Source organism: Mesorhizobium huakuii, from assembly GCF_030160235.1.
GTDB classification, from domain to species: domain Bacteria; phylum Pseudomonadota; class Alphaproteobacteria; order Rhizobiales; family Rhizobiaceae; genus Mesorhizobium; species Mesorhizobium huakuii.
In genome coordinates, this window is the sequence record NZ_BSNY01000053.1 from 110,940 (window position 1) to 130,346 (window position 19,407).

The 19,407-nt window shown below is 64.7% G+C and carries 19 protein-coding genes; 10 read left to right on the forward strand and 9 right to left on the reverse strand.

Going from position 1 to position 19,407, the window contains the following annotated elements; all coding sequences use genetic code 11:
* The first annotated feature begins 14 nt into the window (after positions 1 to 14).
* From QQK95_RS27190 to QQK95_RS27205, 4 genes are all read left to right on the forward strand, one after another.
* Positions 15 to 182 carry a hypothetical protein gene (locus QQK95_RS27190; protein WP_284277496.1) on the forward strand — a complete coding sequence of 56 codons (168 nt, stop codon included), beginning with the start codon at positions 15 to 17 and terminating at the stop codon, positions 180 to 182.
* Positions 179 to 1,168 carry an ABC transporter permease gene (locus QQK95_RS27195; protein ID WP_284277497.1) on the forward strand — a complete coding sequence of 330 codons (990 nt, stop codon included), beginning with the start codon at positions 179 to 181 and terminating at the stop codon, positions 1,166 to 1,168. The genes QQK95_RS27190 and QQK95_RS27195 overlap by 4 nt, the downstream gene beginning before the upstream one ends.
* A gap of 5 nt (positions 1,169 to 1,173) precedes the next feature.
* Positions 1,174 to 2,631, forward strand: a complete 1,458-nt coding sequence (locus QQK95_RS27200) for an aldehyde dehydrogenase family protein (RefSeq protein WP_284277498.1) — start codon at positions 1,174 to 1,176, stop codon at positions 2,629 to 2,631.
* A 177-nt stretch (positions 2,632 to 2,808) separates the two neighbouring features.
* Positions 2,809 to 3,597 carry a 2-keto-4-pentenoate hydratase gene (locus QQK95_RS27205; protein WP_284277499.1) on the forward strand — a complete coding sequence of 263 codons (789 nt, stop codon included), beginning with the start codon at positions 2,809 to 2,811 and terminating at the stop codon, positions 3,595 to 3,597.
* A gap of 21 nt (positions 3,598 to 3,618) precedes the next feature.
* Here the strand turns inward: QQK95_RS27205 and QQK95_RS27210 are convergent, their stop codons facing one another.
* The 5 genes from QQK95_RS27210 to QQK95_RS27230 form a co-directional block, all read right to left on the reverse strand.
* Entirely contained in the window at positions 3,619 to 4,425 is an 807-nt protein-coding gene (locus QQK95_RS27210) for an ABC transporter permease (protein WP_284277500.1), read from the reverse strand.
* Positions 4,425 to 5,258 carry an ABC transporter permease gene (locus QQK95_RS27215; protein ID WP_284277501.1) on the reverse strand — a complete coding sequence of 278 codons (834 nt, stop codon included), beginning with the start codon at positions 5,256 to 5,258 and terminating at the stop codon, positions 4,425 to 4,427. The genes QQK95_RS27210 and QQK95_RS27215 overlap by 1 nt, the downstream gene beginning before the upstream one ends.
* A 19-nt stretch (positions 5,259 to 5,277) precedes the next feature.
* The gene (locus tag QQK95_RS27220; protein ID WP_284277502.1) at positions 5,278 to 6,390 is read right to left on the reverse strand and encodes an ABC transporter substrate-binding protein; all 1,113 of its coding nucleotides are present in this window, start codon (positions 6,388 to 6,390) and stop codon (positions 5,278 to 5,280) included.
* A 69-nt stretch (positions 6,391 to 6,459) separates the two neighbouring features.
* The gene (locus tag QQK95_RS27225) at positions 6,460 to 7,554 is read right to left on the reverse strand and encodes an ABC transporter ATP-binding protein (RefSeq protein WP_284277503.1); all 1,095 of its coding nucleotides are present in this window, start codon (positions 7,552 to 7,554) and stop codon (positions 6,460 to 6,462) included.
* A gap of 136 nt (positions 7,555 to 7,690) precedes the next feature.
* Positions 7,691 to 8,578 carry a LysR substrate-binding domain-containing protein gene (locus QQK95_RS27230; protein ID WP_140887277.1) on the reverse strand — a complete coding sequence of 296 codons (888 nt, stop codon included), beginning with the start codon at positions 8,576 to 8,578 and terminating at the stop codon, positions 7,691 to 7,693.
* Between the two features lie 75 nt (positions 8,579 to 8,653).
* Here QQK95_RS27230 and QQK95_RS27235 point away from each other — a divergent pair, with 75 nt between their 5' ends.
* From QQK95_RS27235 to QQK95_RS27255, 5 genes are all read left to right on the forward strand, one after another.
* Positions 8,654 to 10,294, forward strand: a complete 1,641-nt coding sequence (locus QQK95_RS27235; RefSeq protein ID WP_284277504.1) for a zinc-binding metallopeptidase family protein — start codon at positions 8,654 to 8,656, stop codon at positions 10,292 to 10,294.
* Positions 10,281 to 11,213 carry a dimethylarginine dimethylaminohydrolase family protein gene (locus QQK95_RS27240; RefSeq protein ID WP_284277505.1) on the forward strand — a complete coding sequence of 311 codons (933 nt, stop codon included), beginning with the start codon at positions 10,281 to 10,283 and terminating at the stop codon, positions 11,211 to 11,213. The genes QQK95_RS27235 and QQK95_RS27240 overlap by 14 nt, the downstream gene beginning before the upstream one ends.
* A 221-nt stretch (positions 11,214 to 11,434) precedes the next feature.
* Entirely contained in the window at positions 11,435 to 13,588 is a 2,154-nt protein-coding gene (locus tag QQK95_RS27245) for a transglycosylase domain-containing protein (protein ID WP_284277506.1), read from the forward strand.
* A gap of 111 nt (positions 13,589 to 13,699) precedes the next feature.
* Positions 13,700 to 14,284 (forward strand): DUF1214 domain-containing protein, encoded by a 585-nt coding sequence (locus tag QQK95_RS27250; RefSeq protein ID WP_284277507.1) that lies wholly within the window; start codon positions 13,700 to 13,702, stop codon positions 14,282 to 14,284.
* Positions 14,277 to 14,846 (forward strand): DUF1254 domain-containing protein, encoded by a 570-nt coding sequence (locus tag QQK95_RS27255; protein ID WP_284277508.1) that lies wholly within the window; start codon positions 14,277 to 14,279, stop codon positions 14,844 to 14,846. The genes QQK95_RS27250 and QQK95_RS27255 overlap by 8 nt, the downstream gene beginning before the upstream one ends.
* Before the next feature lie 44 nt (positions 14,847 to 14,890).
* On the opposite strand, the gene QQK95_RS27260 is transcribed toward QQK95_RS27255, so the two are convergent.
* Positions 14,891 to 15,076: a hypothetical protein gene (locus QQK95_RS27260; protein WP_056563609.1), complete on the reverse strand. Its 186-nt coding sequence runs from the start codon at positions 15,074 to 15,076 to the stop codon at positions 14,891 to 14,893.
* Between the two features lie 210 nt (positions 15,077 to 15,286).
* Between QQK95_RS27260 and QQK95_RS27265 the strand changes: the two genes are divergently transcribed.
* The gene (locus QQK95_RS27265; protein WP_284277510.1) at positions 15,287 to 16,321 is read left to right on the forward strand and encodes a hypothetical protein; all 1,035 of its coding nucleotides are present in this window, start codon (positions 15,287 to 15,289) and stop codon (positions 16,319 to 16,321) included.
* Here the strand turns inward: QQK95_RS27265 and QQK95_RS27270 are convergent.
* The 3 genes from QQK95_RS27270 to QQK95_RS27280 all read right to left on the reverse strand — a co-directional run bounded on the left by QQK95_RS27270 (position 16,299) and on the right by QQK95_RS27280 (position 19,368).
* The gene (locus tag QQK95_RS27270) at positions 16,299 to 16,646 is read right to left on the reverse strand and encodes a DUF1491 family protein (RefSeq protein ID WP_284277511.1); all 348 of its coding nucleotides are present in this window, start codon (positions 16,644 to 16,646) and stop codon (positions 16,299 to 16,301) included. The genes QQK95_RS27265 and QQK95_RS27270 overlap by 23 nt on opposite strands.
* Positions 16,647 to 16,853: 207 nt before the next feature.
* A complete protein-coding gene (locus QQK95_RS27275) occupies positions 16,854 to 17,645 on the reverse strand; it encodes a peptidoglycan-binding domain-containing protein (RefSeq protein ID WP_284277512.1) in 792 nt (263 codons plus the stop codon).
* Positions 17,620 to 19,368, reverse strand: a complete 1,749-nt coding sequence (locus QQK95_RS27280; RefSeq protein WP_284277513.1) for a sensor histidine kinase — start codon at positions 19,366 to 19,368, stop codon at positions 17,620 to 17,622. Before QQK95_RS27280 ends, QQK95_RS27275 begins: the two co-directional genes overlap by 26 nt.
* Positions 19,369 to 19,407: the final 39 nt, after the last annotated feature.

The window sequence follows — 19,407 nt, forward strand, 5'->3', positions numbered from 1 at the left end:
CCGCCGAAAAGGGCATGGCGGTGCTGCTGATCACCTCGGAGCTCGATGAACTCGCAGGTCTCGCCGACCGGCTGATCTATATGGTCGACGGCCGGCTGGTGGCGAGCGAGGCCACGGCGCACGGCGAGGAAGAAATCCGCACCGTGCTGCAGCAACTCGCCATCACACACGAGGCCGCATGACCAACTCGATCCTGACCTCAAGCCCGATCGCGGCTGTGACGGCTGCCGGACGCGCCTTCGGGTGGCAGAAAGCCAAACGCCTGGCGCGCGACCACATCACCTTCATCGTCTTCGGGCTGATCACGCTGTTCTTCATCCTGCATGCGCCCAACTTCGCCTCGCTGGCGACGGCAAACGCCATCGGCCGCATCACCGCCGTGGTCTCGATCATGGCGGTCGGCATGACCATGGTGATCATGTGCCGCGAGATCGACCTGTCGGTCGGCGCCCTGGCCAGTCTTTCGGCCATGGTCGGCGCCATGCTGATGCAGACCGGCATCGCGCCATGGCTGTCGATTCCGGTCATGACGGCCTTCGGGGCGCTGATCGGACTGGTCAACGGCCTGATCGTCACCCGGTTGCGCATCCCCTCCTTCCTGGTGACGCTGGGCATGCTCAGCATCCTGTCCGGTACGGCACTGACGCTGACCGATTCACTGCCGGTGCCGATCGGTGACCGGACGCTGGGCAAGATCATGGCCAATGGCACGCTGATCGGCCTGCCGGCGGCGGTGTGGTGGACGGTGGCGTTCGCGCTGGCCGGCATCTACGTGTTGCATCTCTCGGTGATCGGCAGGCAGATGGCGGCAACCGGCGGCAATGAGGCAGCGGCACGGTTTTCCGGTATCGACGTCGACCGGGCCAAGTTGGTGGCCTTCGCCGTCTGCGGCGCCTGCGCCTCGTTCGCGGGCTATATGCTGGCGGCGCGCGCCTCGGCCGGCAACCCGAGCGTCGGAGTCGGGCTCGAGCTCAACGTCATCGCCGCGGTCATCATCGGCGGCACCAGCCTGTTCGGCGGCCGCGGCTCGGTGATCGGCTCGGTGATCGGCGCCATCTTCATCGGCATCCTGGCCTTCGGCCTGGTGGTGATTGGCCTTTCGACGACCATCCAGGAGATCGTCAAGGGCGTCATCATCATCGTTGCCGTCTCGTTGAACCGGAGATAACCGCCATGACCGCGCAAACCGGGCTGCCGATCGAAGGCAGGATGTATATTGGCGGCCACTGGACATCAGGCCGGGCGACGCGCGCGATGGCCGTATACAGCCCGGCCACGGAAGAGCTGGTCGGCTCCGTCCCGGAAGGTGCCGCGGGCGACGCCGAAGACGCGCTGAGGGCGGCCCGCGCCGCCCAACCGGGCTGGGCAGCGCTGCCACCGATCGAACGGGCTCGGCTGTTGCGTCGGCTTTGCGCCCTGCTGGAGCGCGATCGCGAAACCATTGCCCGGCTGATCACCCTGGAACAGGGCAAACCGATCGCCCAGGCGCGCGGCGAAGTCGGCGGCGCCATCGGCTTCATCGAGTTCGCCGCCGAGAATGCCAGGCGCATCGAGGGCGACATCATCCCCTCCGATACGGCGGGCGAGGAAATCTGGATCCGGCGCGTGCCCCATGGCGTGGTGGTCGGCCTGACCGCCTGGAACTATCCGGTGGCGCTGGCCGGCAGGAAGCTCGGCCCGGCGTTGGCGACGGGCAACACCATCGTGCTCAAATCGCACGAGCTGACGCCGCTTTCCCTGCTCGAGATCGGCCGGCTCTGCGAGGAAGCCGGCGTTCCGGCCGGCGTCGTCAACATCGTCAGCGGCCGTGGCCGCGAGGTCGGTGAGGCGCTGGTGCGCAGCCCGCTCTCCGATCTCGTCACCATGACCGGCAGCGTGCGCGCCGGGCGCGAGATCTATGCCGCCGCCGCCAACAGCCTCAAGGTCATTCGCCTGGAACTGGGCGGCAAGGCGCCGTTCATCGTCATGGACGACGCCGATATCGATGCCGCGGTGGATGCGGCGATCATTGCGCGCTTCACCAATTGCGGCCAGATCTGCACCTGCAACGAACGCATGTACCTGCACGAGACCATCGCCGACCGGTTCCTCGACAGCTTCGTCGCGCGGGCAGCAGCGCTGCGGATCGGCAACCCGCTGGAGGCGGTCGATCTTGGCCCCAAGATCAGCCGGCCCGAACTCGACAAGGTCGAAACCATGGTGGCCGAGGCCGTGCGAGGCGGCGCGAAGCTGCTCACCGGCGGTCATCGGCCGAAGGGGGGCGCCTTTGCCAAGGGCCACTGGTTCGAGCCAACCGTCATGATGGCGCCTTCGAATACGGCGCCAATCATGCAGCAGGAGATTTTCGGGCCGGTCGTGCCGGTCATGCGCGTCGCCGATTTCGACGAAGCGCTGCGCCTGGCCAACGAGTCCGAATTCGGCCTCTCCGCCTATCTGTTCACCGGCAGTCTTAGCCGTGTCATGCGCTTCAACCGCGAAAGTGCCTTCGGTGAGCTCTACATCAACCGCACCTGCGGCGAGATGGTCCAGGGTTTTCATTCCGGCTGGAAAAGCTCCGGCCTCGGCGGCGAGGACGGCAAATATGGCTTCGATGCCTATCTGCGCAAGAAGACTGCTTACGTCGTGGCTTGAGCGGCCGTTGACCGTCCGCATCTCCCTTATCCGCGTTGCGCCTGGCCATAGGCATGGCGAGCGGAACGTGAATGTGGACACTCGATTGCTGGTCACCTAAACCTTGCCTCAACCAGGCGGGTCCACATGACGGAATGTTCTTCTGCTGGGCGCTTCCTTTGATTTCCGGAGGTGATGATGCTCGACGCAGAGAAGGCCAGGGCCGCGTCTCGGTTGCTGGTCGGCCATTGGGACAACGGCACGCGTCTCGACGCCATACCCGAGGCGTTGCGCCCACAAACGCGGCTCGACGGCTACGCCATACAGTCGCGTGTGATGGATCGTTCGTCAGCGCCGCTTTTCGGTTGGAAGATTGCCGCGACCAGCCCTGCCGGACAAAGGCACATAAACGTGGATGGCCCGATGGCCGGGCGTCTTCTGGCCGAAAAATCGGTCGAAGTTGGCGGGACCGTTTCCCTGGCGACGAGCAAGATGCGTGTGGCCGAGATCGAATTCGCCTTCCGCTTCGGCCGCCAATTGCCGCCTCGCCCGGAACCCTATGAAATCGCCGAGGTCATGGATGCCGTGGCGAGCCTGCACCCGGCAATCGAAATTCCGGACTCACGCTACAATGATTTCTGCGCCGTCGGGGCGGCGCAGCTCCTAGCCGACAATGCCTGTGCCAATCTGTTTGTCATCGGCGAGGCTGTCGTGGAGGATTGGCGCGACGTGAACCTCGCGGAGCACCCGGTGGTCGGTTTCGTTTCCGGCAAGTCGCGGCACGATGGATCGGGCGCGGCCGTGCTGGGCGACCCGCGTATCGCGCTCACATGGATCGTCAATGAACTGTCTGGGCTCGGCATAGCACTCGAGCCGGAACAGTTGGTGATTACAGGCACCTGCGTGACGCCGATCAGCGTCGAGGCAGGTGACGAAGTCATCGGCGATCTGGGCAGGTTCGGCCGCGTCTCGGTGCGGTTTGTCTAGTGCCCGCGACGGCGGCGGCCCTCAATGCCCGGCGTGTTGCCTGGTGACCACACTGCGCACCGCCAGCACCAGCACCGTGATGATGATCAGGATGACCGAGAGGGCGGCGATCGCCGGGTCGATGTTGTCGCGCAGGCCCATCCACATCAGGCGCGGCAGCGTGATGGCGTTGACCGAGGTGATGAACAGCGTGACGCCGATTTCTTCCCAGGAAAGCACGAAGGACAACAGTGCTGCTGTAACGATGCCGAACTTGATGTTTGGCATGATGACTCGCGTGGCGCGCTCCCACACAGTTGCGCCGAGCCCCCTCGCCGCAAGGTCGATGCGGCGGTCGAGCTGGCTGAGCGAGACCAGGATCAGCACCGTGGCGAAAGGCACCGTCATGACCGAATGCGCCATGGCGACGCCGAGCCAGGTATCGTAGCCGAAGAACGAGCTGAAGCCGGAGATCGAGGTCAGCAGGAAGTAGAGCGTGATCGCCGAGACCACCGGCGGCACCACCATCGGCAGCAGCACGAAGCCAACGAGGGCTGCGGTGAAACGCGGCTGGAACATCCACACGCCAAGGCTGAAACAAAGCGCCAGCACCGTGGAAATCGCGCTGCTGACGACGCCGATGCGGATCGACAGAAGGATCGACTGGAGCCAGCGCGGATCCTCGATCAGCGAGCGATAGTGGCGCAGCGACAGTTCGCCCGTCGGCATCGCCAGCATGCGGCTCGGCGTCAGCGACACCGGGATGACGGCGAGCAGCGGCATCAGCAGGAACAGCGCCACAAGCGCGGCGAGGATCAGCGAGACGGGACCGGGGCGATAGGTCGGCATCAGATCAACTGCTTCGGTCTGACATAGCGGAACAGCAACGCCATCAGCGCGCCGACGAACAGCACAAGCACCACGCTGATCGCAGCCCCCAGCCCCCAATCCGGGCTCTGGAAAATCCTGAGATAGATCAGTTCGGCGATCATCACGCTGCGGCCGCCGCCGAGGATCGCCGGCGTGACGAAGAAGCCGAGCGAGAAGACGAACACGATCAGCGCCGAGCCGATAATGCCGGAGCGCGTCATCGGCACGAACACCGTCCAGAAGGTGCGCATGCGGCTGGAGCCAAGCCCGCGCGCCGCAAGCAGCACGCGGTCGTCGAGACTGCGCATGGCGGACGCCAGCGGGAAGACCGCGAAGGGAATGAGGAAATGCGTCATGCCGACGACGACGCCGAACTCGTTGCGCACCAGGGTCAGCGGCTCGGAGATGAAACCGATCGATTGCAGCCAGGTGTTGATCAGGCCGCGATTGGACAAAAGCGCCACCCAGCCGAAGGCCCGCGTCAGCACCGAGATCCAGAATGGCACCAGGATGCAGAACTCGGCGACGAGGCGCTGCGCCGGGCTGCCGCGCACCCAGACGACCGTGATGGCATAGGCGGCGGCGACCGACACAACCGTGACGATGGCCGCGATGCGCAGCGTGCGGATGAACACCGACTGCACCAGATCGTCGGTGAGCAACGCCTGGTACTGGCCAAGCCCCGGCGTCGGCAGGGTGAAACTCCACTTCACCACGCCGAGAAACGGCCAGGCATAGGCCAGCACAAGGAACAGGAGCAGCGGCGCCATCAACAGCGCCGCGCCCATCCTGTCGGAGAGAACGCCTCTCATCTCAGATCAGCATCCCGCCTCAGGCGGAGATGATCTTGGTGTATTCGTCGAGCGCCGCGCCGTAGTTCTTGGCGTACCAATCCATGTCGAGCGCGATCTGCTTCTTCATGTTTTCGGGATCGACCGGGTTGATGCGCTTCTTGTCGGCCGGGATCAGCGCATCGGCCGCCGGGTTGGCCGGGCCTTGGCCGAGCTTGTCGAACATGACGAGCTGCTTTTGCGGATCCTGCGCGCTGGCGATGAACTTCATCGCCGCGTCCTTGCCGCCGGGATTGTTCTTGAGCACGGCCAGCGCACCGGGCGAGATCAGGCCCTGGTCCCAGATGAACTTGATCTTGCCGCCGGAATCCTGCTCGATCAGCGAGGCGCGGGTCGACCAGACGATGGCCATCGAGGCTTCGCCGTTGAGCAGCACGCTCTGGCTCTCGGCGCCGCCGCCCCAGTAGGCGACGACGTTTTCCTTGAAGGCGGCGATCTTGTCATGCGCCCGCTTCAGGTCGAGCGGATAGAGCGATGCCGGCGCGATGCCGTCTGCCAAAAGCGCCGCTTCCCAGCTCGACACACCCCATTTGTAGAGCGAGCGCTTGCCGGGGAACTTCTTCACGTCGAAGAAGTCGGCCATGCCGGTCGGGGCATTGCTGCCGTATTTCTCGGAATCATAGGCGATGACATAGGAGAAGAAGTAGGTCGAGGCGGCATATTCCCAGCCGAAGCCGGGACGCATCTTCGTCTTGTCGACGATCTTGTAGTCGATCGGCTCGAGCGCGCCCTGGGCGCCGAGCGTGATCGCCGAGAACGGATCGACGTCGACCAGATCCCAGGTCGGCGCGCCGCTCTTGAACTGCGCCGAAATGGCGCCTTCGGTCGGGCCCGAGCCGTCCATCTTGACGGTGATGCCGGTGTCCTTGGTGAAAGCCTGGCCATAGGCTGCATCATAGGCGGTGATGGCGTCGCCGCCCCAATTGACCAGCACCAGTTCCTTGGCCGCGGCAAGGGCACCGGTCGAGCGCAGCAGCATCGGCGCGCCGGCGAGCACGAGGGCTGCCAGTTGCGTGAACTGGCGGCGCGAGATCTCGCCGCGTCTGGTCCTTTCGGACAGCGTTTCGATGGCGTGTTTCTTGGTGTCGTTCATGTCAGTTCCCCTTTGTTTTCGTTGATTTCAGCCCGGAAGCCGGTGCGGCGTATCAGGCCGCGCCGGCGCTCATTGTCCTCCGTCCGGAAGGAGGAAACCCTTTTCCGCCGGCCAGGTCAGCCAGACCGAATTGCCTTTGCTGAGCGCTGCGGCAGCAACCTCATTCGGCACCGAGACGGTCACCTTCGCGCCCTGCCGTGTGGTCAGATCGAGCTTGGTCGCCGCACCCAGATAGGTCGAAGCAGTGGCGGTCGCGGCAATGCCGTTTTCGCCGACAGCCGCTTCGCGCGCGATCGACATGTGTTCGGGCCGGATCGCCAGGATGGCGTCGCCACGGACCTTCTCGGCCTTGCAATGCATATTGACCGCACGGTCCTCGCAAAGGCCCGTCGAGCCATTGTCGGCGGGCTTGACCCCCTTCAGCGGCAGCATGTTGATCTCACCGAGGAATTCGGCGACGAAGCGGTTGTCCGGCCGGTCGTAGACTTCGTCCGGCGCGCCGACCTGCAGCAATTTGCCGTGGTTGAAGATGGCGACGCGCGAGGACAGCGCCAGGGCCTCGCTCTGGTCGTGGGTGACGAAGACGAAAGTGGTGCCGGTTTCCTGGTGCAGGCGCTTCATCTCGGCCTGCATCTGGCCGCGCAGGCTCTTGTCCAGCGCCGAGAACGGCTCGTCGAGCAGAAGCACGCCCGGTTCGAACACCAATGCGCGCGCCAGCGCGACACGCTGCTGCTGGCCGCCGGAGAGCTGCGAGGGCAGTTTCTTCTCATGGCCGACCAGACCGACGCGCTCGATCATCTCGCCGACGCGCTTCTTGATGTCGGCGGCCGATTTCTTGCGCACCTTGAGCGGGAAAGCGATGTTGGCCTCGACGCTCATATGCGGGAACAGCGCATAGCCCTGGAACACCATGCCGGCGGCGCGCTGCTCGGCCGGGCGGTCGGTGATGTCGGTGCCGTCGCTGAAAAGCTTGCCTTCGGTCGGCTGCACGAAGCCGGCCAGGATCATCAGGAAGGTGGTCTTGCCCGATCCGGAGGGGCCGAGCAGCGTCAGGAACTCGCCGCGGCCGATATTGAGCGACAGATTGTCCAACGCACGGAACGAGCCGAAGCTCTTGCCGATTCCAATTGCCTTGATCTCTGCGGCCCGGCCGGGTTGCTGCATCCTGCCTCTTCCTCAGTCCTGGCTGAAATCGTAGGCAGGCCGGCGGCTCACCGCAACCGAATAGTTTTCGCCTGATCGGCAAATTTGATTCACGTCTGGGCGTTGGGACGCGTCCAATCTTCCCATCCAGGGGCGATTAGAGTCGGCTCTCCGACAGCTTCGCCCTGAGCCAGTCGCTGAAGGCGTTGAGCACGGGATGACCGGCCTTGGCGTGCTCGAAGACCAGGAAATAGGAGCGTGGCGACGGCACGGAAGCTTCAAACGGCTTGACCAGCCGGCCTTCGCTCAGCGCCCGGCGGCCGGTCAGCTCATCGCCCATGGCAATCCCCTGGCCGGCGACCGCCGCCGAGAAGACGAGGTTCATGTCGGAAAAGAAGATGCCGCCTTCGGTATCCGGGTTCTCCACCTTGGACAGCGCCAGCCAGCGCGCCCAGTCCTCGGTGTCGGAGAGATGCAGCAGGTTGGCGCGCAGCACGTCCGCCGGCTTGGAAAAGCCGCCGACCTTGTTGAGCAATGTCGGGCTGCAGAGCGGCGTGAAGTGGACTTCGCAGAGCAGCTCCACCACCCGGTTCGGCCAGTTGCCGACGCCGAAGGCAATGAAGGCGTCGGCGTCCGGATTCGAGACGTCATCGAGTCGGCGCGGCGTCAGCACCGAGAGCGCCACGTCAGGGTACATCTGCTGGAACTCGCCGATATGGGTGCACAGGAACATGGAGGCGAAGCCGGGCGGGCACGAAATGGCGAAGGAGCCGCCGACGCCGGCGCCGTTCGTCTGCGCTCCCGCATCACCGAGCACGGTCAGCGCCTTCCTGACATCGGCTGCGTAGCGCTGGCCGCGCGGCGTCAGCGCCACCCCCTTGCCTATGCGCTGCAACAGATCGAAGCCGAGATCGCGTTCCAAAAGCCGCAGCTGGTGGCTCACCGCGCTGCGGGTGAGGTGCAGTTCGTCGGCGGCACGCCAGACGCTGCCGTGGCGGGCGAAACTGTCGAGGGCGCGCAGCGCCTGTGTGGATGGAATTCTCAAGAGGTGAACCGAATTTGCATGAACCGGGAAAACATATCACTTTTTGGCGAGCCGCTTCACTGCTTTCTTTGATGCATGGACAAACCGGTGACGACATCGGCGCAAGAGACCGCCCTTGCCTGCCTCGACGGCATCCAGCCGCTGCTGTCGGCCTGGACGCGCACCATCTTCGATTTCGGTGAGACCGCCTGGCGCGAATACCAGTCGGCCGCCTGGTATGTGGAACGACTGAAGCGAGAAGGCTTTACCGTCGAGGAAGGTTCCGGCGGCATGCCGACCGCCTTCTGCGCCCATTGGACGAATGGCGCCGGCCCGACGGTCGGTATGTATGCCGAATACGATGCCGTGCCGGGCAACTGCCAGGACGCTGTCACCGTGAAGCAGCCGCGGCCCGGCCTTGGCGTCGAGGCCGGCGGCCACACCGATCCGCATTCGGGGCTCGGCATGGCAAGCCTCGGCGGCCTGCTGGCCGCCAAGGCGGCGATGCAGCACCACGGCATTCCAGGGACGCTGCGCTTTACCGGCGAACCTGCTGAAAAGGTGCGCGGCTCGAAGCCGATCCATGCCGCGAAGGGGTATTATGACGGCCTTGCCGGCATGATCTCCTTCCATCCCTTCTACATGCTGCCGCTTTGCAACACGGCGCGCTGGGACACGCATTGCGGTGCCGCCTACGCCATGATCTACCGCTTTGTGTGCGACGAACCCGAAAGCTGGGTTCGCGCAGGCGATGGCGCGCCGATCCCGCAGGCGCATTCGGCGGTCCGCGCGCCCGGCGCCAACGACGCGCTGATGACGATGTACATGGCCTCCAAGGCGCTGCGCGATTCCATGCTGCCGCATCAGGGCGGCTGGTCGATCAGCGAGGCGATCCTGACGGCGGGCCAGGCGACCGCCGACAATCTGCCGGCGGGGCTGGCGGAGATCCAGTACATGATCCGCGTACCGACGCTTCGTATGGCCGAGCAGGTGACGGCCGTGCTCGACCGCAATGCGGCGGCCGCCGCTGCGATCAGCGGCTGCCGATACGAGCGCCACTGGGTATCGAAATCACGGCCCGGGCTGGCCAATCACGCCATGGCCGAGATTGCCTATGAGGCGCTGTCGACGGTCGGGCCGCCGCGCTGGGACGAGGCCGCCAGGGCGATCGGGCGCGAAATCCAGGTCAATGCCGGTGGTACCGCGACCGAGAACCCGTTCATCGATGAGTTGGAGCGGCTGATTTCCCCACAGGACGCCGAAGCGATCCTGCGTCGCGACCTGCCGCCTTCGCAGGTGAATTCGACCTCCGACGACTATACCGACATGAGCTGGCATACGCCGACCGCGCGCTTTTACGTCGCCCGTCCGGCGCTGCGCTCGACCAACGGCCACGCCTATCCCTCCTGGGTGATGAATGCCCTGGGCGGCATTTCCGCGACGATCGATCCGATGGTCACCTGCGCGGCCAAGACGGTTGCGCTGGCGGCGTTGCGGATGCTCGAGGATGGAAAAGCCCGCGATGCGGCAATGGACGAGTTCACCGCCCGAACCGGCGGCGGCGTTGGCGGCACGAACTGGATCGCGCCGCTCTGCGACTACGAACCGCCGATCAACTTCCGCTGGCCGGAATATGTCACCACCGCGCGCGGCCGCGACTGGTGGATCCCGAGCAACGCACGAACAGACCAACCCTTGAGAACAAGCCCACGAGGAGAACCGCATGACCGTTCATGATCGCATCGTCGCCGAGCCGTTTTCGCTGCAGCGCCGCAATCCGGCCGGCGGCACCAAGCCACTGACATCATGGGGCTTCGCCAACGAAACCGACGTCTTGACCGACGTGCTCTTGGGGTCGCCAAATTTCCTGCGGCATCTGTCGACCAGTTCCCTGTCGCGCAAGCACCTGCGCGAGGCACCCTGCAACGTCCAGATCGCGCAGGCGCAGCACAAGGACCTGGTCGCCGCCTATGAGCATTTCGGCGTCAACATCCACTGGCACGAGCCGACGCCGGAGCTGCCGATGCAGGTCTATTCCCGCGATTCCAGCGTCATGACGCCCTACGGCGCCATCATCACCGCCATGGCCAATTGGTGGCGGCGCGGCGAAAATTATGCCGCCATCCGCACCTATGAGAAACTCGGCATCCCGATCTATGACATGGTCACGGCGGGCACGTTCGAGGGCGGCGACTTCAACGTCATCGAGGACGGTGTGGTGCTGATCGGCTGCGGCGGCGCCCGTACGCAAGAAGAAGGCGCCCGCCAGGTGCAGGCCTGGTTCGAGAAGGAGGGCTGGGAAACCCGCATCGCCTTTATCGACGAGTATTACGTGCATATCGACCTGATGGTGGTGCCGATCGCCGAAAAGCTGACCGCCGTCTGCCTCGCCTGCACCGAGCCCGGCATCGTCGACTGGCTGAGGGGCAAGGGCCACGAGATCATCGACGTGCCCTTCCAGGACACGATGGCGCTCGGCTGCAACTTCATGTCGCTCGGCAAGGACCGGGTGATCGCGCCAACTTCGAGCCAGACGCTCATCGGTCAGCTCAAGGCGCGCGGCTTCGAGGTCGCGGCCGTCGACATGAGCGAGATCTCCAAGACCGGCGGCGGCATCCACTGCATGGCGCAGGCGCTGAAGCGCGAAGCGGCCTGAACCGCCCAGGCCTTTCCTGTCAGTCCGCCCGCCTGCTGTGATCAGGCGGGCGGACGATCGGATAGGACCGTTCCCTGCCCTCCCGTCGACAAACCTTGCAGCTGTGTCCTTGCCGCCCTTGTGGGCGCCCATAAAATGGATGAATAGTCGGGACAGGGCGCTGCCCTGAAATTGCCGGCTTGCGGTTTTCAGGTCACGCCACAGCCGAGCCGGGTTTTTGAATGGTCAGCCCTGAACCGCGCAAGAGAAGAGGTCCGATCGCGTCGCGCCTTCTGGCGCTGGACGCCTGGATCGATTCCTCGCTCTACGAGATCGGGTTCAAGGCGCGGCAGTTCTGGGAAGCGGCGACGATCTTTTCGCGGCGTTTCCGCCTGAAAGGCTGGCGGCGCGGCATCATCGAGATTTTGAGCGAAGGTTTTACGCTCGGCGCCGGCGGCATCGTGGTGATGCTGGCGCTGGCCATTCCGGCGTTCCAGGATACGGCCGGCGACTGGCGCGCCCAGGGCGACTTCGCCGTAACCTTCCTCGACCGCTATGGCAACGAGATCGGCCAGCGCGGCATCATACAGCGTGATTCCGTGCCGGTCGACGAGATGCCGGATCATGTCATCAAGGCGGTGCTTGCCACCGAGGACCGGCGCTTCTTCGATCACTACGGCATCGACGTTCTCGGCCTGTCGCGCGCGATCTTCGAGAATGTCCGGGCGAATTCCGTCGTCCAGGGCGGCTCGAGCATCACCCAGCAGCTGGCCAAGAACCTGTTCCTGACCAATGAGCGCACCTTCGAGCGCAAGATCAAGGAAGCCTTCCTGTCATTGTGGCTCGAAGCCAATCTGTCGAAAAAGGAAATCCTGCAGCTCTATCTCGACCGCGCCTACATGGGCGGCGGCACGTTCGGCATCGAGGCGGCGGCGGACTTCTATTTCGGCAAGAGCGTCAAGGATCTGAACCTCGCCGAGGCAGCGATGCTGGCCGGCCTGTTCAAGGCGCCGACCAAATACGCGCCGCACATCAACCTGCCGGCGGCGCGCGCACGCGCCAATGTGGTGCTGTCGAATCTCGTCGATTCCGGCTTCATGACCGAAGGCCAGGTGCTGCAGGCAAGGCTGCATCCGGCCGACGTCGTCGACCGCGGCGAACAGAAGAGCCCCGACTATTTCCTCGACTGGGCCTTCGACGAGGTCAAGAAGATCGCCAAGCCCGGCCAGCATTCGCTGGTCGCCCACACCACCTTCGACGCCAACATCCAGAAGGCGGCGGAAGAGTCCGTCGAGTTCCACCTGCGCCAGTTCGGCAAGGAGTACAACGTCACCGAGGGTGCCGTGGTGGTCATCGAGACCAATGGCGCGGTCCGCGCCATCGTCGGCGGCCGCGACTACGGCGCCAGCCAGTTCAACCGCGCCACCAAGGCGCTGCGCCAGACCGGCTCGTCCTTCAAACCCTATGTCTACGCCACGGCGATGGAACACGGCTTCACGCCCAACTCGATCATATCAGGCGGGCCAATCAGCTGGGGCAACTGGTCGCCGCACAATTACAGCGGCGAATCAGCCGGCAACATCACGCTGATCATGGCGATGGCCAAGTCGATCAACACCGTACCGGTGCGGCTGGCCAAGGACCATCTCGGCATCGCGCCGATCAAGGCGATGGCCGAGGCAATGGGCGTGGAATCGCCGCTCGAGGCGCACAAGACGATGGTGCTCGGCACTTCGGGCATGACCGTGATGGACCAGGCGACGGGCTACAGCGTGTTCGCCCAAAACGGCTTCGTCGGTTCCCGGCACGGCATCACCCAGCTCGTCACCCGCACCGGCGACGTGGTGTATGACTGGACCAAGGATGCGCCGCCGCCGCACCGGGTGCTGTCCGAGCAGGCGCTGAAATCCATGAACACCATGCTGGCGGCCGTGCCGGTGATGGGCACGGCCCGGCGTGCGCAAATTCCCAACATCGTCGTCGCCGGCAAGACCGGCACGACGCAATCCTACCGTGACGCCTGGTTCGTCGGCTTCACCGGCAACTACACAGCGGCCGTTTGGCTGGGCAACGACGATTTCACCCCAACCAAGAACATGACCGGCGGCTCGCTGCCGGCAATGGTGTGGCAGCGCCTCATGGTCTACGCGCACCAGAACATCGACCTGAAGCCGATCCCTGGCATCGACAAGCCTTTCGTCGACGAGGATATCGCGGCCAAGGCCGCGGAAGCGCAGAAGAAGAGCGAGGAACAGGCCGCGGCCGACGCGGCGGCCGAACGCCCGGCGGTGCTGTCCAGCCGGACCACGCAGACGCTGAGGGACATGACGCAGATGTTCCAATCCGCCCCCAAACTAGACGCCCCCGCCTCGCCCGAAACGCTCTCGGCGCTGTGACTTCGGCCCCGGCGCGGGCCAAGCCACCAGGCAAATGCATCACGCCCGCTTGCCACAAGGCCCCGCGCCGCGATATCCCCGAACGGCAATCCTTCGCGCACGCGGCCCTTCATGCTCAAGAACGCCTTCCTGATGCTGCTTTCGCTTGCCATAGCCATTGGCGGCGGCGGCGCCAGCGTCTGGTATGCGCTGAAGATCCAGGACGGCGTCGGCGCTATCCGCATCGGCCAATGGACCGCCTTCCCCGATATCGGCACGCCAGCCGCCGACCCCTATTCCAAGGCGCGCGTGGCGCGCGAGGGCGTGCTTGCGCTCGGCCGCGCCGAAGGCCTGTCCTTCGTCGCGGAAAATGACGCTGCCGGCGACCAGCTCAAGCGCGAATGCAGCTACAGAATAGAGGGCGGATTCCCGACCGCCCGCTTCTGGACGCTCTATGCCGCCGACCAATCGCTCGGCGTCGTCGAAACCGGCAAGCCGCGGCTTGCAGCACTTCAGTCCTACGAGGTGCTGCGCCAGGCCGACAATTCAGTGATCATCTCGGTCGGCCATCACCCCATGCCCGGCAACTGGCTTCTGACCGACGGTTCCGGACGGATGTATTTCGTCCTGACCTTCTACGACACGCCGATCGCCAGCAGCACCGGCCTGTCGGACGTCTCGCTGCCCAGGATCGTGAAGGCCGGCTGCGATGCGTAACGTCCTGGCCGCGCTACGCCGTCTTTTTCACGCCGTGCTGCTCGGCCTGGTCGGCGCCGGCATCGTGCACATCGTGGTGCTGCTCCTGGTGCCGGAATTTTCGGAACGCGATGCCTGGTCGCGACTGTCCATGGCATCCGACCTCTACCGGATGAACCGGCTCGATGCCGAGGCGGGCGGCGCGCCGGTGGTGAAATCGGTCGACCCGCTGTTCTATGCCTCCGCCTGCCGGTTCGACCTCGAGGAAGGCATGGTCCGCATCAAGGCGCCGGGGAACGTCCCCTTCTGGTCGGTGTCGGTCTATGACCGCAACGGCCACAATATCTATTCCTTCAACGACCATACGGCGACCGGCGGCAAGCTGGACGCCGTGGTGCTGACGCCGGCGCAGATGATCGACGTGCGCAAGGACTTGCCCGAGGACCTGCAGGGGGCGATCTTCGTCGAAGCGCCGATCGACGAGGGCATCTTCGTCATCCGCAGCTTCGTGCCGGACGACAGCTGGAAGCCGATCGTGTCGCGCTTTCTCGATCAGAGCTCCTGCGAGCTGCAGGATTTCTAGGCAGCCAGCCAGAAGTCCAGGCCCTGAAAAACCAGGCCGCGGCTTCAGTGATGCGGCACCGGCGTCCGTGGCGATCCCGGCTTGTCAGGCCCGGCAGGCCGCGCTTCGCCGGTGCTGGACCGCTCATAGCGGATACCGGGAAAGATGATCACCGCCGCCGGTATTTCGGTGGTTTGCTTGGCTCGATTGGTCGGTGCCGCACGCGGCACGAAAGACAGTACCATGCCCATGATTCGCGCATTCCTCTCGGTTTCCCCGGAGCACAACGCAACGCCTCCAAATATCATTAAGGCCGGCAGAGGGTTAACGGAGCGCTAACGGATCACCGCTAACTTGATCTTTGTCTTGAGGTCAGGAGGTTCTGACCGGGGCAACCGCGAAACCGACACAGTCCCGGTTGAGCGTGGTCAAGGCTGTGTATCGAGTATCGGGTATCCTTCGTGTCATCTTCGGACTTCAGGCAAATCGCGATACGGACGGAATCGGGCAAGGCCGAAAGGCTGTTCCGCGCCGCGGTATCGGCGTTCTGCTCGCTGACCCGCCCGTCACGCCGCGAGATCGGCCAGCTCGAAGACCTGACGCTCCCTTTGTTCGACGATGTGTCCGTCGAATCGCGACGCTACGTGGCCGCCGCCCTTTCCGAATGTGAATATGCCCCAGCAGCACTCGTGCGCCGCCTGTGCGAGGAGCCGGTCGACATCGCCGCGCCGCTGCTGATCCGCTCGCGCGCCGTCAGCGATATCGACCTCATCGCGCTGATCGGCCGGCACGGGCTGCCGCATGCGCGCGCCATAGCGCGCCGCAAGGACCTGAACCCGACCATCGCCGATCTGATCAGGGCGCTGGAACGGCCGACACTGGTGCGAGTACGGGAACCGGACGTGCACGCCCCCACGGCGCCAACCGTCGCAGCCGCGAATGCGGAAGCTGCCGGGGACAATGCTTCTAGCCAGCATTCTCCCGGCATTGCCGCCGAAAATGCGAGGCGCAGGCTGCGCTCCATGATGCGCACCAGCGACGAAGCATCGGCGGCGAAGGTCGATGCGTTCCCCGGATCGGAAACCTATGTCAAGTTGCGCGAGACGGCGCTGACGGGGAATGCCGCGTTTTTCCAGACCGCGCTTGCGGACGCGCTCGACATCGATTTCTCGACCGCGCGCTCGCTGACTGCCAGCCAGAACTATACCTCGCTGCTCGCGGCACTGCGCTCGCTCGACTTCAGCGAGGACAGGGCCTTCCTGATCACCGTCGCCATCTATCCCAGCCTGTTCCCGCATCCGCAGGCCATCCGCACCTATCTCGACCGCTACCGCCTGCTGCATCGCGATGTGGCTCTGGACAGGGTACGGGGATGGAAGGCCGAGGCCCTCTCCAGGATGGTTGGTGACGCGTCGCCCGCAAACAGCGACAGCCGCAAGGCCTCGAACAGCGACGAAGCCTCGGCCCCCGCCCTCAGGGCGTCTTCACGGAAATAAGCTCCTCGACGGGAACGGTACCGGCCTCGATCTCGACCACCCAGATGTCGGGATCGAATTTCTTTTCCCTCTGAAGCCGGGCATCGAGCACGGCCGGATCATCGCCGGCGGCGATAAGGCTGAAGAAACGGTCGTCGGGCTTGGCCGAATCGTAGCTTGTCTGCGGCGCAGGCCCGTAGAGGGCGACGTCACCCAGCCTGCCCCGCGTCAGCACGAAAACAGCACCGGCCTCGGTCGCGCCACGGTTGACCACGGCGGCAAATCCGCCGGCGCCGAAAACGCGGCGCACCAAGGCAGAAACCCACAGATCCGATGTGACGCGCATAAGAAAGCTCCGAAAGCGTGCGGGATATCTAAAGCAGATGGCCGTTTCAAGGAAACGGCCATCTGCTCTAACTCTTTGTTTTTGACGCAATTCCCCAGGGAAAGCGCAACGCGCTTTTCCCGGAAAACCGCTCACACTTTTCCTGGAATTGCTTGCCGATAATTCCGCCGCTCGGCGAGCCGTCGTTTCGGCCTCGTTGGTCGGACCTCAGTTGGTCAGGCCGATCTCACGCATCTTGACGTAGACGATCTCGTCGGGCTCGCCGGTCTGCGGCAGGCCGAACAGCGACTGGAATTCCTTGATCGCCGCCTTGGTGCGCGCGCCGACGACACCGTCCAGCCGCATGTCGTCATTGCCGAACGCCTTGAGCCCGGCCTGGATCTTGACGATGCGGGGATCAGGTCCCTGGGTCGGGCCGGCATCCGTCTGCCCGGCATTCGCCTGCCCAGAATTTGTCTGGAGAGACACCGGGACGGCGGACGGCGTATCCGGGCGCGGCTGCGGTTTGGGCACCGAAGCGGTCTTCGGTGTCGCGCCAAGCTGATCGAGCAACAGGGCATCGATCTCGCCCGAAGCGTTGAGACCGACCTTCTGCTGATAGGCCTGTATGGCCTTGCGCGTGTTGGGGCCGGAAATGCCGTCGACCGTGCCGGAATAGAAGTCGAGGTCCTTCAATATGCCTTGCACCTGTTCGACCACCGGATCGCCCTTCATCGGGGCGGGCGCCGCATTGGGCCGCACGATGTTGATCGTCGTCTCCGGCTCGTCGGAGGGCGTGTGCGCCTGGAAGTTGCGGGTGGCGAAGAACGCCCCGGCGTGCGGGAAAGGCTGATACCACAGCGCATTCGCCGAGACGTAGAACAGCGTCACCAGGAATGCCGTCGATCCGCCCACCAGGACGGGGTTGCGCGAAATCATCCCGCCGACCGCGATGGCACCGTCCTGGAAGGCGTTGCTGCGGCGTTTGACCGCCTTAGGCTGTTTTGCGGAGCGAGCCATTTCTGTCCCCTTTCGCCCTCGTCACCGGCATCGTCAGCACCCCTGCCTCGTTCGCCGGGCGCCCCTTCGGCCCGTTGACCGGCAGGCTGATGGTCACCGTAGTGCCCTCGCCCGGCATGCTTTCGATCGACATGGTGCCTTCGTGCAGCGCCACCAGCCCCTTCACCAGTGACAGGCCAAGGCCGGTCCCCTCGAAACGGCGCGTATAGTCGTTCTGGATCTGCGTGAAGGGTTTGCCGAGATTGGCGAAATCCTCCTCGGCAATGCCGATGCCGGTGTCCCTGACCCAGAAATGCAGGCGCGAACCGATCCGCTTGGCGCCGACGACGACATCGCCGCCATCGGGCGTGAACTTGACCGCATTGGAGACGAGATTGATCAGGATCTGCTGCACGGCGCGGCGATCGGCATTGATTTCGCCGGCGTCGGGAGCGATCTGCGTCTGCAGATTGATATTCTTGGCCTGCGCCTGCAGCCGCATCATCGACTGGCACATGTCGACGGCTTCCATGAACCGGAACGGCTCCGGATCCGCCGTGTAGGCGCCGGATTCGATCCTCGATACGTCAAGTATGGATGTCACGACAGCCAGAAGATGCTGGCCCGAATCGCGCACCAGGGTGACATATTCCTTCTGGCGCGGATCCTTGAAGGCGCCGAACATCTCGTGCAGCAGCATGTCCGAGAAGCCGATAATGGCGTTCAGCGGCGTGCGCAGCTCGTGGCTGACCACCGCCAGGAACCGGCCCTTGGCCACTTCCGCGGCTGCCGCCGTCTCATTGGCTTGCGCCAGTTCCTCACGCAGCCGAGCCGTCTCGTCATTCTCGCGCAGCACCAGCGTGAAGACGTCGCTCTGCTCCTCGCCACGCAGCAGTTCGAGCAGGAACGGCCGGTAGTTGTCGGCCATCGAGCGCATGTCATTCTGGCCATTGCCGTTCTGGGGCAGCCTGACGCGCAATTCGAGGCGGCGCGAGACAGCACCATCGCGCATGTCGGCCAGGGCGCTGAGATAGGAGACACGGTCCGACAGATGGACGCGGTCGAAGAAGCCGGTTCCGGAAAGCAGTTCCGGCGGCAATTTCAAGAGCGTGCGCGCCTTGGCGGACGCATCGAGCACCTCGCCATGGCGCGCGACCCGCAGGATCACCGCGTCGATGATGTCTTCCAGCCGGTCGCCGGTATCCAGCGTATCGGCCGCACCGGCGCTATCGCGAAACGCCGACAGGCGCGGGATCAGCGTCATCGCCCAGGCCAGCGGCACCAGCCAATGCCAGGCCGCGATCTGTGCGCCCGCGAAGGGCAGGAAGGCCGCAGCCAGAGGCTGAAGGGCAATGGCGGCAGCGGCCGAGACCGCTCCCCACAGGGCCGCACGCCGCGAAGCGCCGATCCACCAGGCTTCGAAGGGTAGCGCCACGGCAAGCACGGCGACGGGAGAGCTCAACCCGCCGGCGGCGGCGATCAGACCGCCAAGGGCAACAGCCGCCATGGCCAGGGCAACCGGTGCCGCCGCGGCTATCTTGCCGGTAGCCGCCACCAGCAAGGCAACGAACCAGCACAGACCAAAGGCGGCAAAGATAGCGGCCATGGTCACGGCGGCGCCCATGCCTGACGTGACCAGCGTGACCGCGGCACCGGCGGCAAAGAATGGCGCTGCCAGCATGACGCCGATGAAACGGCGCTGGCGCTCGCGGCCGCTCTGCCCAAGAATGGAGGGATGGACCATACGTTCGCAACCGGCGGCAATCGCGCCAGGCAATTCAGC